Genomic DNA, 13548 nt, shown 5'->3' on the forward strand with positions numbered 1-13548 from the left:
TTAGAGGCAGCGGATGAACACGAGCGAGCCGAAGAGCTACAGTCCTGCCGGGCCGCAGACGCCGTTGATGTCCTTATCGACGCCGGGCGACTACTTCGCGCTTCTCAAGCCGCGGGTGATGAGCCTCGTCGTCTTCACGGCGCTCGTCGGCATGGTCGCGGCGCCCGGGCCCGTCCCGTCCTGGCCGCTCGCGCTTCTCTCCCTGCTCGCGATCGCGGTCGGGGCAGGAGCGTCGGGCGCCCTCAACATGTGGTGGGACGCGGACATCGACGCCGTCATGAGCCGGACCAAGAACCGGCCAATCCCCTCCGGGCGGGTGCCGCGCGCCGAGGCGGCAGCGTTCGGCGGCTTCCTCGCGCTCTTGTCGGTCTGGGTGCTGGCGCTCTCGGGACGCGGCTATCTGGGCGCGGGCCTTCTCGCCTTCACGATCTTCTTCTACGCCGTGATCTACTCGATGGGCCTCAAGCGCCGAACGCCGCAGAACATCGTCATCGGCGGCGCGGCGGGCGCGTTGCCGCCGGTCGTCGGCTGGGCGGCCGTCACGGGGGACGCCCCGCTCGCGGCATGGCTCCTCTTCGCGATCATCTTCGTCTGGACGCCGCCGCACTTCTGGGCGCTGAACCTTCTGAAGGCGGGCGACTATGAAGCCGCCGGCATCCCGATGATGCCGAACGTCCGCGGCGCGCCGCATACGCGCGGCCTCATCTGGTGGTACTCGGTCCTGCTCGCGCCGCTCGCGGTCCTTCCTGTCCTGACGCCCGCGGCCGGATGGCTCTACGGCGTCATCGCCGCCGGCGCCGGGGCGGAGTTTCTGCGCCGGGCCTGGGCCGTGCGGCGACGCGAGGACGAGGCGGGACAGAACGCCGCCTGCCGATCGCTCTTCGGCTACTCTATCTTCTACCTGTTCGGGCTGTTCGCAGCCCTTCTGATCGAACATTGGCTGGGACTGCATGGCTGAACAGCACGACTACGCCCGCGAGGGTCTTCCGACCGGCGAGGTCTACGAGCCGACGCCCGAGGAGCAGCGGGCGCGCAGCAAACGCAACGTCGCCGTCGCGCTCGGCGTCGTCGGGTTCTGCGTGCTCGTCTTCGCCATCACCGTGCTGCGCCTGGCGCAGAGCATCGAAGCCGGCCGGCTGGCGGGGCAGTGATGACGTCGAACGGACGCGTCGTCCTGATCGTCTGCACCGCCATCGCGGGCATGACCGGCCTCGTGGCGGCCGCGCCGAGCCTCTACAACACGTTCTGCCGCGTGACCGGCTTCGACGGCACGACGCAGCGGGCGGACGCAGGATCGGACCGCGTCCTCGACCGCAAGGTCACAGTCCGGTTCGACGGCACGGTCGCCCCCGGCCTGCCGTGGTCGTTCAAGCCGGAGCAGGTCAGCCAGACCCTCCACGTCGGCGAGACGGCCATGGCCTACTTCGCGGCGACGAACAGCTCGGACACGCCGGTCGTCGGGACGGCGACCTTCAACGTCCAGCCGGCGAAGGCGGGGCTCTACTTCATGAAGGTGCAGTGCTTCTGCTTCACCGAGCAGCGCCTCGAGCCGGGGCAGAGCGTGTCGATGCCGGTGACCTACTTCATCGATCCGTCGATCGCCGACGACGACAACCTCGACGATGTCCGCGAGATCACCCTGAGCTACACCTTCTACAGGAACGAAGACGCCGAGGCTAAGCTCGTCGCCTCCGGCGACTAGCGACCCTCGGCCTTGAGCCTCTTGATCATGCTCGCAACGCCGTTCGAGCGTTGCGGCGTGATGTGGTCCTGAAGGTCGAGCTCGCGCAGCTTCTCCTCCGCATCGAGGGCCGAGACCTCCTCGCGCGTCCTGCCGGAAAAGAGCGAGATCATCAGGGCGACGAGGCCCTTGACGATCGCCGCGTCGCTGTCGCCGCGCACCTGCAACCGGTCGTCGGCTTCGTCGACGGCGAGCCAGACCTGGCTCGCGCAGCCTCTGACCTTGTGCGTGTCGTCGTGAAGCTCGGCGGGGAGGGGTTCGAGGCGCCGCCCGAGGTCGATCAGGTAGCGATACTTCTCGTCCCAATCGTCGATGAAGGCGAAGTCCGCCGCGATGTCGTCGAAGGAGGGGGTACCGGGTTCCATGCCCGGCAGGTAGCGGCGGGACGGGCCCGCCGCTAGCCGGGGAGGGTCACTCTTTGATGCGGCCCGCGTTCGCGACCCAGCCGACGCAGTAGCTCACGTCGTTGAGCGCGTGCTCGCCGAGGCAGAAGGCCTCTTCGTAGGGCGTGCGCGTCGCGGCGATGCACTGGTCGAGGTTCAGCTTCGCGTTCACGAGGCACTTATCGGACGTCTTGTTGTCGGCGTAGAGGTCGAGGTGCTCGGCCGTCAGGTCGTTCGTCGCGTAGCGCGCGGCGAGAACGAGCGCCTTTGTCATCAGGACGCCGGTCCGGTCCGCCTCGGAGGGCGGGGTCGTATCCACCGACCACATCGGCGTCCAGGTCGCGTCCCCGGCGAGGTTCGGACGGAAGGTGCCGGCCTTGGTCTGCGCCCGGGTCGAAACGGCCATGGACGGGTGAGCGCGGGTCTTCGCGTAGGCGAGGGCACTGGCGACGCGTTGCGAGCCGTTGGCCGGAATCTTCTGCTTCGCCCAGCCGAAGGCCTGCATCTGGTAGGCGTCATCGATGAACTTGTCGCCGAGCGCGTTGATCTTGGTCGCGTCGCGCGCGGCGACGGCGCGGATCGCCGCGATGGCTTCTTCCGAGCCTTCCATGTTCCGCACGACGGCGGGGTTGTCGCGCAGCTCCTTCAGGAAGGCTTCGCGTTTCTTGGGCTTGTTGGTGCGCTGCTCGATCGCTTCGGCGAAGCTCGGCGTGTCGGCCGCGACCAGGGCGGCATAGGCGACCCAGCCACGGGCGAGCGCTTCCGGATCGAAGGAAGCCAGGCGGTTGTGCGCTTCGCGCATGCCCTTGGCGTCCTTCACCGGCGAGCTGCCGATGTAGTCGATGTCCGTGCGCAGGAAGACGTAGTCGGACGCCGTCCTCTCGAGCAGAGAGGAGGCCTCCTGCGCCGATGCCGTCGGCACCACGGCCTCGCCAGCCGACGCGAATCCCACGATGGCGGCGAGACCGATCGCGCCGCAGATACCTGCCTTCACACCCATTCTACCCTCCGAGAAAGCTTCTCGATCCAGTCGTTTCGCCATGATGGACCTGCCCTTCCCATGCTATCACGGTCACTTCATCCTGAGGTCCCGAAACGGGACAGTGACCGATAATTTAGCTCTCGCCGTGCCGCCCTCAGCCCAGTCGGCGACCCTGCCGGCTCTGCCTTCAGCTTCCGTTAACAAGCCCGACCGTATCGTTAACGCATGCTGGTGAGTCGTTTACGATCAGGACGCGGTTCGAGGCGGCAGAGCGATGCGCTCTGGTCCGGGGGGGGCGGCGACGTGCTCGCTCTGCACGAGCGAGACGGCAGGTTCCTTCGGGTCTCCGAGGACGCGTCGGCCGTACTGGGCATCGACCCGGCCGCCGTGCGGGGGGCGAGGCTGACCGACGCGATCGCGGCCGACGATCACGCCGCGGCGCTGAGCGCCCTGGACGAGGCGGCGCGGACGGGCTTCTCCCGCTTCGAGGCGCGGGCGGCGGGGGGGCGGCCGCTCGAGGTGACCCTGACCCGCACGGACAAGGGGTTCCGAAGCGTGCTGCGCGACGTGTCGGACAGGGCGAGCCGCGATGCCGCCCTGCGGGCCGAGAGCCTGGACGCGGCCTGGTTCGCGGCGAAGCGGACGGAGCACCTCGTCAATGTCAGCCACGAGATCCGCACGCCGCTGGGCGCCGTCATCGGCTTCGCCGACGCGCTGCGCCAGGACAGCCTGGGCACGGCGCCCGAAGCGCGCGTGCAGGACTACGCCCGGGTGATCCACGACAGCGGCCAGCACCTCCTCGGGCTCGTCACCGATCTTCTGGACCTCTCGAAGGCCGAAGCGAACGAGGTCACGCTGAACCGCGAGCCCACCGATCTCGGAGCGCTCGTCACCGTTTGCGCCGACATCGTGCGGCTCCAAGCCGAGAGCGCAGGACTCTACGTGCGATGCGACGTGCCGAGCGGCCTGCCGCTCTTGCTCCTGGACCCGAAGATCGTCCGGCAGATCATGCTGAACCTCCTTTCCAACGCGCTGAAGTTCACCGCGAAGGGCGGCGTCTCGGTGAGGGTCGAACCGCTCGGCGGAGAGATTCGCGTGGTGGTCGAAGATACGGGCGTCGGCATGTCGCCGGGGGACCTCAAGCTGGTCGGACGCCGGTTCAAGCAGGCGCGGGCCGAAGGGGTCCGGGGCGCGCGCGGTACCGGCATCGGCCTGTCGCTCAGCCAAGCACTGGCCCGCGTTCATGGGGGCGAGCTGGAGCTCGCCTCGACCGAGGGGCAGGGAACGACGGCGACGGTGACGCTGCCCTTCGAGGCGGTGGCGGGCGCGAACCCGCTGCGGGCTTGAACCGCCTCAAGACGCACGTCGTAACCGGCGCGCTGATCCGGCGCGCGCAGGCAGCGGGCGTCTTCGCGACCGTATTGCACCGGGGCGACCCGGACGCCGGCCTGCTCTACGCCGTCACGCGGGAACCCGGCGGCGTCGGCCTCTACGCCTACCTTCACGACGAAGGCTGGCAGCCGCGCAGCGAGGAGGGGGCGACGGAGGCGGACGTTGCGTCCCGCATCGAGCAGGAGCGCGAGTTCGACCGCGACCTCTGGGTCATCGAGCTCGACGGCCGCGGCGCGGCGGCGGTCCTGGCCGAATAAGAGCTGCCGAAGGACCGCTCAGCGCTCGACGCCCGGCGCCGCGCGGCCGACGATCCGTCCTTCCTGTCCGAGGCGGGAAAGGCGTTCGTTGTCCGCGCCGTAGGCGGTTCGGACGAGGTCGCCCCGCAGGCCTGCGTACAGGCCCGCCAGCGGCTCGGTACCGGACAGGCCCGGCTTGCCCTCGTCGAGGGGAAGAACCGGAAGGCCGCGATGGGCGGCCGTCATGAAGCGCCGCCATATCGCCAGCGGGTAGGACGAGCCTGTGACGCCGTTCATCGGGTCGGCCGCATCGTTGCCGACCCATACCCCGGCCGTGAGCTGCGGCGTGTAGCCGATGAACCAGGCGTCCTTCCAATCATTGGTCGTGCCGGTCTTCCCGGCCGAAGGCCGGTCCGGAAGGCCGGCGGCGCGGCCGGTGCCTCGTTCCACGACGCTCGCGAGCATCCGCGTCATCTCGCCGGCCATGGCCGGTTCTAGGACCTTGAAGCCCTCGATGTCCGAGAAGGCGTAGAGTTCCTTGCCCGTCCGCGTCTCGACCCGTTCGATCACGTGGCCGGAGACCTCGCTGCCTTGTTGAGCGAAGGGAAGGTAGGCGGCCGTCAGATCCTCGAGCGTCAATTCGAGCGTTCCGAGCGCCAGCGACGGGAGCGGCTCCAGGGTCCGGCCGATGCCGACGCGCCGCGCGGCGTCGACCACGCGCTCGCGGCCGATCGCCTCGCTGACCTGGACCGCCACCGAGTTCGCCGAGGCGGCGACGGCCGAGGATAGGCGCAGCGGGCCGCGATAGCGGCTGTTGTAGTTGCTCGGCGTCCAGTCGCCGACGCGCACGGGCTGGTCCACCACGATGGTGTCGGGATCGAAGCCCGCCTCGAGCGCCGCCAGGAAGACGAAGGGCTTGAAGGCCGATCCCGGCTGCCGCTTGGCTTGGCTCGCCCGGTTGAACTGAGACTGCTCGTAGGAGCGGCCGCCGACCATGGCCACGATCCCGCCCCGGGCGTCATAGGCGATCAGCGCCGCTTGCCTTGCGCCGCGCTCGACCGCCTCGTCGTCGAGCGACGCAGCGACCGCTTCCTGCGCCTCGACCTGAAGGCCGAGATCGAGGGTCGTCGTGACGGTGATGTCCTCGGTCAGCCGGCCGAACCGCGCGTAGACGTCCTCCGTCACCCGGTCGAGGAAGTAGCCGAACCCCGCGCTGCGCTCCCGAAGGGCAAGGTCCGGCGGCACGACCTTGGCGACGTGGGCGGTCATCGGGTCGATCCGGCCGGTCTCGACGAGGTTGTCGATCACTTCGCGCGACCGCGAGAGCGCCCCTTCCAGGTTCGAGGTCGGGGCGAGCGAGGAGGGCGCCTTGGGCAGCCCGGCGAGGAGTGCCGCCTCTGCGAGGTTCAGGCTGCGCGCATCCTTCGAGAAGTAGGCGTCCGCCGCCGCTTCGATGCCGTAGGTGCCCGCGCCCAGGTAGATGCGGTTGAGGTACAAGGAGAGGATCTCTTCCTTGGTCAGCCGCGCCTCGAGCCAGAGCGCGAGCTGCATCTCCGTGAGCTTGCGCATCAAGGTCTGGTCGGCGCTCAGGAAGAGGTTCTTGGCCAGCTGCTGCGTGATCGTGCTGCCGCCCTCGACCACCGTGCCCGCTTCGAGGTTGGCGACGAGGGCGCGCACGAGGCCCTTGGGATCGAAGCCCGGATGGTGCCAGAACCGGCGGTCCTCGGTCGCGATGAAGGCGTCGACCACGTAAGGCGGCAGGTCCGAGAGCGGCACCGGGTCGAAGTAGCTGATGTGAGAGGCGGCGATGCGCCGTCCCGCCTCGTCGTATTCGAGTCCCCGGGTGCCGATGCGCTCGCCGTTCCTGTCGAGGATGGTGAGGCTGATCGGCCGGCCGGCCGAGAGGAGATCGATGTCCTGGTCGGGCAGCACCGCGGCGGCGAAACGGAGGTTCGCGATCAACGCCACGCAGGCGAAGGTGAGGCCGGCCGACCCCGCGACGAGCAGGGACCGGGCGAGCCCGGGGAGCAGCAGCCCGGGCAGGAGCGCGGCGGCCCGCCCCGCCCCGCGCCCCGCCAGCGGCAAAGCGGCCCGAACGATTCGCCAAGACTGCGCAGACCCGTCGCGCACGGCGACGAGAAGGCTTCGGCCGAAGGCGGCGTGAGAGCGACGGCGATCAGGCAGGATTCGGGCTCCACGATTTGCGCGACCATAAGGGGCGGTTGCGCGGAGGGCCATGCTCGCTAGCTAGTCTTCGTGACAGAGCCGTCCCCCTTCTGGAAGACCAAACCCCTCGAGGCGATGTCCGAGGCGGAGTGGGAGAGCCTCTGCGACGGCTGCGGGAAGTGCTGCATGGTGCTCCTCGAGGACGAAGATACGGGCGAGCTGTACGAGACGAGCGTGTCGTGCCGCCTCTTCGATCCCGAGGCCCGGCGCTGTTCGGCTTATGCGGACCGCCTGCGCCTCGTGCCCGGCTGCGTTCAGGTGACACCGAAGAACGCGGGCACTTTATCCTGGATGCCGCGCAGCTGCGCCTATCGCCGGCTCGCCGAGGGCCGGGACCTCGCCGACTGGCATCCGCTGGTGAGCGGGCGGCCCGAGAGCGTCGAAGAGGCCGGCGAGGCCGTCTCGAAGGACCTTCGCTCCGAAGCCCGCGTGAAGGCGTCGAAGCTCTGGCGCTACGTCACGCGAGAGCGCGACTGACGGACTTATCCCCGTAACCTGCCGCTGGCCTAACCTGCGCTCTCCGTAAGCTGAACGGAGGCGCGTCTGCCCCCCGATGACGACGATGCGGGCGCCACCCTCGCGGCGGGCGTCCTGCGCCTGACCTGCGACTACGCGGGTATCCTCCTCGGTCTCGACTGGTCGAAGCCCGAAGACGTCGCGGCTGCGGAGAAGCGCGGGCGCATCATCAGCACGCACCGTACCAACGTCGAGAAGATCCTGAGCATGGACCTGAATGAACGCGACCGACACCCCGCCCCCGAAGCAGACGACGGATCTCGGCGAGAGCTGGAACGCCGACTGCGGCGCCATGCTGCTGCTCTCGGGAAGGGAGAGCTGGCTCGACGGTTGGAGGCCAGAGGCCTGCCGACGGACCCTGACGCTCTGGAGCGACTGGCGAAGGCTCGATCAGGAGACGCCGCCCGGGGACTGGACGACGTGGCTCCTGCTGGGCGGCCGGGGGGCGGGCAAGACGAGGGCGGGCGCTGAGTGGATCGCGGAGGTCGTGCGCGGCGGGGCGAGGCGGATCGCGCTCGTCGGCGAGACCTATGAGGACGCCCGCGAGGTGATGATCGAGGGCCCCTCGGGCCTCGCCCACATCGGGCCAGAGGCGGAGCGGCCGCGCTACGTCTTCTCCCGGCACAGCCTCGTCTGGCCGAACGGGGCGGAAGCGCACGTCTTCTCCGCCGCCGACCCAGAAGGCCTGCGCGGGTATCAGTACGAAGCGGCGTGGTCGGACGAGATCGGCTGCAGCGCGGCGGACAAGGGCGCGAACCAGCCCAACGTGTTCGTGGACCCGAAGTCCTCCGAGTCCTTCTTTCCCTACCACTCGGACCGGAACCGCGACGACCTGATCCAGCGGCGGTTCATCGAGGCGCACCTGTCCTACTGGACGAAGGCGGAGAACAACCCGCTCTCGCCGGTCTACGGCGGGTCGATGGTCGAGCCCTCGCGCGTCTTCCTCTACACCTGGGACGCGAGGCCCTTCCCGGACTTCCCCGTCCGAAGCGACGTCTGGTCGGACGCGGAGAACTGGACCTATGGGCACTGGCTGAACGGGCGGGCGGGCAAGGTGCCGCTCGGCGCGCTGATCGAGGAGGTCGCGCGAGCGTCGGGGCTTCACGCCGTCGACGCCTCGGCCTGCGCCGCCCTCGTCACGGGCTACGTCATCGACCGGCCGATGCCGGGTCGCGACGCGCTGCAACCGCTCTTCGACCTCTACCAGCTCGATGCGACCGAGCGGGACGGCGTGCTGATCGTGCGGCCCCGGGGCCGAGACGCGGAGGAAGCGTTGGACCCTCGCGAGCTCGTCGATACCGGAGAGACGATCCTGATCGCGAACCGAGGGGCGCCCGCTGAACGAGCGACGAGCCTTTCTCTGACCTACACGGACGGGCTTTCGGACTATCGCACCGGCCACGCCGATGCGGCGTTGCCCGACGCGCGGTCGGGGCAGGCGGGTGCGCTCGTCACCGCCGTGGTCTTGGAGCAGGGCGAAGCGGAGGGGCGGCTCGCCTGTCTTCTCGCGGAGGCGGCCTCGTCGGACCAAGGGGCCCGCTTCTCGCTGCCGCCAGGAGACTTACGCTTCGAGCCCGCCGACGTCGTGGCGCTCGAAGGCCGCACGTTGCGCCTGACGGCGGTTGCGGACGGGGACTACCGGGAGGTCGAGGCGGTCGCGACCGACCCCTCGCTCTACCGCGCGCGCTACACCGGCCTCTCGGGCACGGCGTCGCCGCTGCCTCGGGCGAAGGGGCCGGTGGTCGCCGAGGTGCTCGACATCCCGCTCCTTCCCGGCGAGCCGGACGGCCTCTTCTTGCACGTCGCAGCCTTCGCCGAGCCTTGGCCGGGGGCGGTCGCGATCCATGCGGGGCCGGGGGCGGAGGCACCGCGCGCGGCGATGGTCGCCGCGCCCGCGCTGGTCGGGCGCCTCGCGGCGGATTTGCCGCCGGGGCCGACCTCGCGGTGGGACCGTGCGAGCGTGCTGCGAGTGAGGCTTTCCGCCGGGGCGCTGTCGAGCCTCGATCGCCAAGCCGTCCTGTCGGGCGGCGGCTACGCCGCGGTGCGGGTCGGCCAGGGGTGGGAGCTGCTCCAGTACCAAGACGCCGTCCTCGGCGAGGACGGCACCTGGCGGCTGACCAGGCTCCTTCGCGGCCAGCGAGGCACGGAGGACGAGGCGGCGCAGGGGGCGCTGTCCGGTACCCGCATCGTCTTCCTCAGCGGCGCCGAGACGCTGGCGCTGCCCGCGGACGCACTCGGCACGCCAGCAGCCTGGCAGGCGGGGCCGGCGGGTGCGCAGCCGGGCCGGTTCCCCTTCGCGGAGGTGCCGGTCTCGGTCGCGGGCGTCAGCGCGCGGCCCTTCGCGCCGGCGCATCTTCGGGCGGCGGCGCGAGACGCGCGGACGCTTCTTTCCTGGGTCCGTCGGAGCCGCATCGGCGGCGACGCCTGGGGTGAGGACACGCCGCTCGGCGAGGCGGAGGAGCGCTACCGCGTCACCGTCTGGGACGAGGCCGGCGAGCGCTCGCGGACCGAGGTCGGCGCGCCCGAAGCCCTCGTTGACGCGGCGGGGGCCACCGAAGTCTGGGTTCAGCAGCTCTCCGCTCTCGTGGGCCCCGGCAGGCCCGCACGCCTCCGCCTGTGACCGCATCCCTTGAAACTGCGCCCGCTTTCCTAAGATATGCGGGGGCAGTTTTCTCGAGGCGAACAGCGATTGGCACAGGATCCCTACAGCGTGCTCGGCGTCGGGCGGCAGGCCTCGGCGGATGAGATCCGCAAGGCCTATCGCAAGCTCGCCAAGCAGTATCACCCCGACCGCAACCAGGGCGACAAGGCCGCCGAGGACCGATTCAAGGCGGTCTCGGCCGCGTTCGACATCGTCGGGGACGAAGAGAAGCGCAAACGCTACGACCGCGGCGAGATCGACGCGGACGGGAACGAGCGGGCGCCAGGCTTCGGCGGTGGCGGCGGCAACCCGTTCGGCGGGCGCTCGGGCGGCTATCGAAGCACCTCTTCGGGCGGCGGCTTCGAGGACATCGGTGACATCTTCTCGGACCTCTTCGGGGCTGGCGGGCCGCGCGGCCCCCGCGCGCCGCGGCCGCAGAAGGGGCGCGACGTGCGCTACCGCCTGTCGGTCGACTTCCTCGAGGCCGCGCGCGGCGTCACGAAGCGCGTCGCCATGCCGGACGGCAAGACGATCGACGTGACGATCCCCGAAGGCCTGCGCGACGGGCAGACCCTGCGTCTGCGCGGCCGCGGCAACCCCGGCATCAATGGCGGTCCGGCGGGCGACGTCTTCGTCGACGTCAGCGTCAAGCCGCACGGCCTCTTCCGTATCGAAGGCGACAACCTGGCGATCGACGTGCCGGTGACGCTCAGGGAAGCGGTGCTGGGCGGCAAGGTGGAGGTCCCGACCGTGACGGGCACCGTCGCGATCAGGGTGCCGGCGAACACCTCTTCCGGCACGGCGTTCCGGCTGCGCGGCAAAGGCCTGAAGAACAGCAAGACGGGGACCAGCGGCGATCTCATCGCCCGTACCCGCATCGTTCTTCCGGAGAAGCCGGACCCGGCGCTCGAAGCCTTCCTGAAGAGTTGGAAAGAAGGCGAGGCGGACCCACGCGAGGACATGCTCCGCCGCGCTTCCTGATCCGGCGCCCTGTTCTACTGTAGGACAGCTTACGCAGGTTTAAGCGCGTGGACAGTACCCGTTAAGTTGGGAATCGCCACTTTGTAGCCATCGTTCTGATGCGTTCAGTGCAACCCAAAGAAACGGCTTACTTTATGAACACTTCTGCCCGCCGTGAGACCCTTCTCGCTTCCGCCGGTGCGTTCGCCCTGGGCGCGCTCAGCGTCGGCAGCGTTCAGTTCGCCTCCGCGCAGAACGACGCGCCTCGGGAAGCGAAGCCGCAGCTGATGCGGCCGGATCCGGGCTTCATACAGCAGCTCTCCTTCGCCGACCTCGTCGAGGACGTGAGCCCCGCCGTCGTCTCGATCCGCACGACGCAGACACTCGAAGAGTCGACCATGGCGGGCCTCCCGCCGGAGTTCGAGCGCATGCTGCCGCCGCAGTTCCGCGATCAGTTCCGAGACCGCTTCAGCGGAAACGGTCCCGCCGAACCGCGTCAGGCGATGGGTGAGGGCTCGGGCTTCTTCATCGACGCCAACGGTCACATCGTCACCAACAACCATGTCGTGGACGGGGCGGACGAGATCGTGGCCGTGCTGCACGACGGCACCGAGCTTCAGGCGACCCTCGTCGGGACCGACCCCGCCACCGACATCGCGGTCCTCAAGGTCGAGCCTTCCTCGAACCAACGCTACGTTCAGTTCTCGCCCAACGCCGACCTGCGCGTAGGCGACTACGTGCTCGCGGTCGGCAACCCGTTCGGGCTCGGCGGCACGGTCACCTCCGGCATCGTCTCGGCGATCGGTGGCGACGAGCTGCGCGATGGAGTCTATAACGACTTCATCCAGATCGACGCCTCCATCAACCGCGGCAACTCGGGCGGGCCGACCTTCGACTTGCGCGGCAACGTCGTGGGCGTGAACACGGCCATCATCTCGCCGACCGGCGCGAATGTCGGCATCGGCCTCGCGGTGCCGGCCGACACGGCCTCCGAAGTCACCCGCCAGATCATCGAAGAAGGCGGCGTCACCCGGGGCTGGCTCGGCGTCGGCATCACCGACCTCGACGATCGCCTGGCCTCCGCCGTCGGCCTCGATGAGGCACGCGGCGCACTCGTCGGCACCGTGCAGGACGACTCCCCGGCGGCCAAGGCGGGCCTGGAGGACGGAGACGTCATCCTGCGCTTCGGCGACACGGACATCGACTCCGCCACCATGCTGACCCGGACGGTGGGCAGGGCCTCGCCGGGCCAGCGCGTGCCGGTTCGTGTCCTTCGCGACGGCAAGGAGCGCACCGTCAACGTCGAACTCGAGCGGCGCGACGACGACCGGATCGCCTCCGCGACGACGCCGGGCGGCCAGCCCGAGGGCGACGACCGCCTCGCCGACAGCCTCGGCGTGACGCTCGCCCCGCTCAACGATGCGGTGCGATCGCGCTACCAGCTCGACGAGGACGTGACGGGGGTCCTCGTGACCAAGGTCGATCCCTCTTCCGAGGCGTCGGAGGCCGGTATTCGCGAGGGCATGGTCATCACCGAGGCCGACAACCGGGAGGTCGAGAGCCTCTCCGACCTCGAGGACGTCGTGAAGATGGCGCGGGACCGCGGCAAGGAAGCCGTCCTCGTCCGGGTTCTCACGGCCCGCGGGCTCGACTTCCGCGCGCTGCCGGTGACCTCGGACAGCTAAGCGTTCCGGCCGGGGCCCTGCGCCCCGGCCTGTTCCCTTGCGCCGAACGGCACTAGTTCCGACCTGAAGATTAACTTGGACGAAGACTCGAGGAGACCCCGATGCGCATTCTAGTCGTCGAGGATGATGCCGATGCAGCCACCTTCGTGGTGAAGGGACTGCGCGAGGCCGGGCACGCCGTCGACCACGCGCTCGACGGTGATACCGGCAAGAACATGGCCGAGTCCGGCGGCTACGACGCCTACGTCATCGACCGCATGCTGCCGGGGCTGGACGGTCTCTCCATGTTGGAGCAGCGCCGCGAGGAGGGCGACGAGACCCCGGCGCTCTTCCTCTCCGCGCTCGGCGAAGTCGACGACCGCGTCGCGGGGCTCCAGGCGGGCGGGGACGACTACCTCGTCAAGCCCTACGCCTTCTCCGAGCTGATCGCGCGCGTCGAGGCGCTCGGCCGCCGCCGGGGTCCGCAGAACATCCAGACCAAGTTCTCGGTCGCCGACCTCGAGATGGACATCCTCTCGCGGACCGTGCGCCGGGGCGGTCGCAAGATCGACCTGCAACCGCGCGAGTTCCGCCTGCTCGAGTACCTGCTGCGCCACTCCGGCCAGGTCGTGACCCGCACCATGCTGCTCGAGAACGTCTGGGAGTATCACTTCGACCCCCAGACAAACGTCATCGACGTGCACATCTCCCGCCTGCGGTCCAAGATCGACAAGGGCTTCGACAAGCCTCTGCTGAAGACCGTCCGCGGCGCCGGCTACACGCTGACCGACGAAGACTGAGCCGAAG

General features: G+C 69.6%; 13 protein-coding genes. 10 read left to right on the plus strand and 3 right to left on the minus strand.

From position 1 onward, the window contains the following. Positions 1-13 precede the first annotated feature (13 nt). The 3 genes from GGQ59_RS05205 to GGQ59_RS05215 are packed head-to-tail and all read left to right on the plus strand — an operon-like array spanning position 14 to position 1702. Positions 14-958: a heme o synthase gene (locus tag GGQ59_RS05205; RefSeq protein WP_183816451.1), complete on the plus strand. Its 945-nt coding sequence runs from the start codon at positions 14-16 to the stop codon at positions 956-958. Then, positions 951-1151, plus strand: a complete 201-nt coding sequence (locus GGQ59_RS05210) for a protoheme IX farnesyltransferase (RefSeq protein WP_183816453.1) — start codon at positions 951-953, stop codon at positions 1149-1151. Before GGQ59_RS05205 ends, GGQ59_RS05210 begins: the two co-directional genes overlap by 8 nt. After that, positions 1151-1702, plus strand: a complete 552-nt coding sequence (locus GGQ59_RS05215; protein WP_183816455.1) for a cytochrome c oxidase assembly protein — start codon at positions 1151-1153, stop codon at positions 1700-1702. The genes GGQ59_RS05210 and GGQ59_RS05215 overlap by 1 nt, the downstream gene beginning before the upstream one ends. Here GGQ59_RS05215 and GGQ59_RS05220 read toward each other — a convergent pair. Together GGQ59_RS05220 and GGQ59_RS05225 are read right to left on the minus strand one after the other, a co-directional pair. Then, positions 1699-2106: a SufE family protein gene (locus GGQ59_RS05220; protein ID WP_183816457.1), complete on the minus strand. Its 408-nt coding sequence runs from the start codon at positions 2104-2106 to the stop codon at positions 1699-1701. The genes GGQ59_RS05215 and GGQ59_RS05220 overlap by 4 nt on opposite strands. 46 nt (positions 2107-2152) lie before the next feature. Then, complete coding sequence (locus GGQ59_RS05225) at positions 2153-3124, minus strand: hypothetical protein (RefSeq protein ID WP_183816459.1); 972 nt, start codon at positions 3122-3124, stop codon at positions 2153-2155. A gap of 285 nt (positions 3125-3409) precedes the next feature. Between GGQ59_RS05225 and GGQ59_RS05230 the strand changes: the two genes are divergently transcribed. After that, positions 3410-4453 carry an ATP-binding protein gene (locus GGQ59_RS05230; RefSeq protein WP_183816461.1) on the plus strand — a complete coding sequence of 348 codons (1044 nt, stop codon included), beginning with the start codon at positions 3410-3412 and terminating at the stop codon, positions 4451-4453. Further along, complete coding sequence (locus tag GGQ59_RS05235) at positions 4450-4755, plus strand: DUF1491 family protein (protein ID WP_183816463.1); 306 nt, start codon at positions 4450-4452, stop codon at positions 4753-4755. Before GGQ59_RS05230 ends, GGQ59_RS05235 begins: the two co-directional genes overlap by 4 nt. Positions 4756-4773: 18 nt before the next feature. On the opposite strand, the gene GGQ59_RS05240 is transcribed toward GGQ59_RS05235, so the two are convergent. Beyond that, a complete protein-coding gene (locus tag GGQ59_RS05240; RefSeq protein WP_183816466.1) occupies positions 4774-6864 on the minus strand; it encodes a PBP1A family penicillin-binding protein in 2091 nt (696 codons plus the stop codon). A 126-nt stretch (positions 6865-6990) separates the two neighbouring features. On the opposite strand from GGQ59_RS05240, the gene GGQ59_RS05245 reads away from it, so the two are divergent. The 5 genes from GGQ59_RS05245 to GGQ59_RS05265 all read left to right on the plus strand — a co-directional run bounded on the left by GGQ59_RS05245 (position 6991) and on the right by GGQ59_RS05265 (position 13541). Continuing rightward, positions 6991-7437, plus strand: coding sequence for a YcgN family cysteine cluster protein (locus GGQ59_RS05245; RefSeq protein ID WP_343074256.1), 447 nt, complete (start codon positions 6991-6993; stop codon positions 7435-7437). A gap of 256 nt (positions 7438-7693) precedes the next feature. Further along, positions 7694-10096, plus strand: coding sequence for a baseplate megatron protein TIM-barrel domain-containing protein (locus GGQ59_RS05250; RefSeq protein ID WP_183816467.1), 2403 nt, complete (start codon positions 7694-7696; stop codon positions 10094-10096). A gap of 69 nt (positions 10097-10165) precedes the next feature. Beyond that, a complete protein-coding gene (locus tag GGQ59_RS05255) occupies positions 10166-11098 on the plus strand; it encodes a DnaJ C-terminal domain-containing protein (protein ID WP_183816469.1) in 933 nt (310 codons plus the stop codon). Positions 11099-11232: 134 nt separating this feature from the next. Further along, positions 11233-12762, plus strand: a complete 1530-nt coding sequence (locus GGQ59_RS05260; RefSeq protein ID WP_221400869.1) for a Do family serine endopeptidase — start codon at positions 11233-11235, stop codon at positions 12760-12762. Positions 12763-12863: 101 nt separating this feature from the next. Next, complete coding sequence (locus GGQ59_RS05265; protein ID WP_183816473.1) at positions 12864-13541, plus strand: response regulator transcription factor; 678 nt, start codon at positions 12864-12866, stop codon at positions 13539-13541. Positions 13542-13548: the final 7 nt, after the last annotated feature.

It is taken from the genome of Parvularcula dongshanensis (assembly GCF_014199615.1).
Taxonomy (GTDB): Bacteria; Pseudomonadota; Alphaproteobacteria; order Caulobacterales; family Parvularculaceae; genus Parvularcula; species Parvularcula dongshanensis.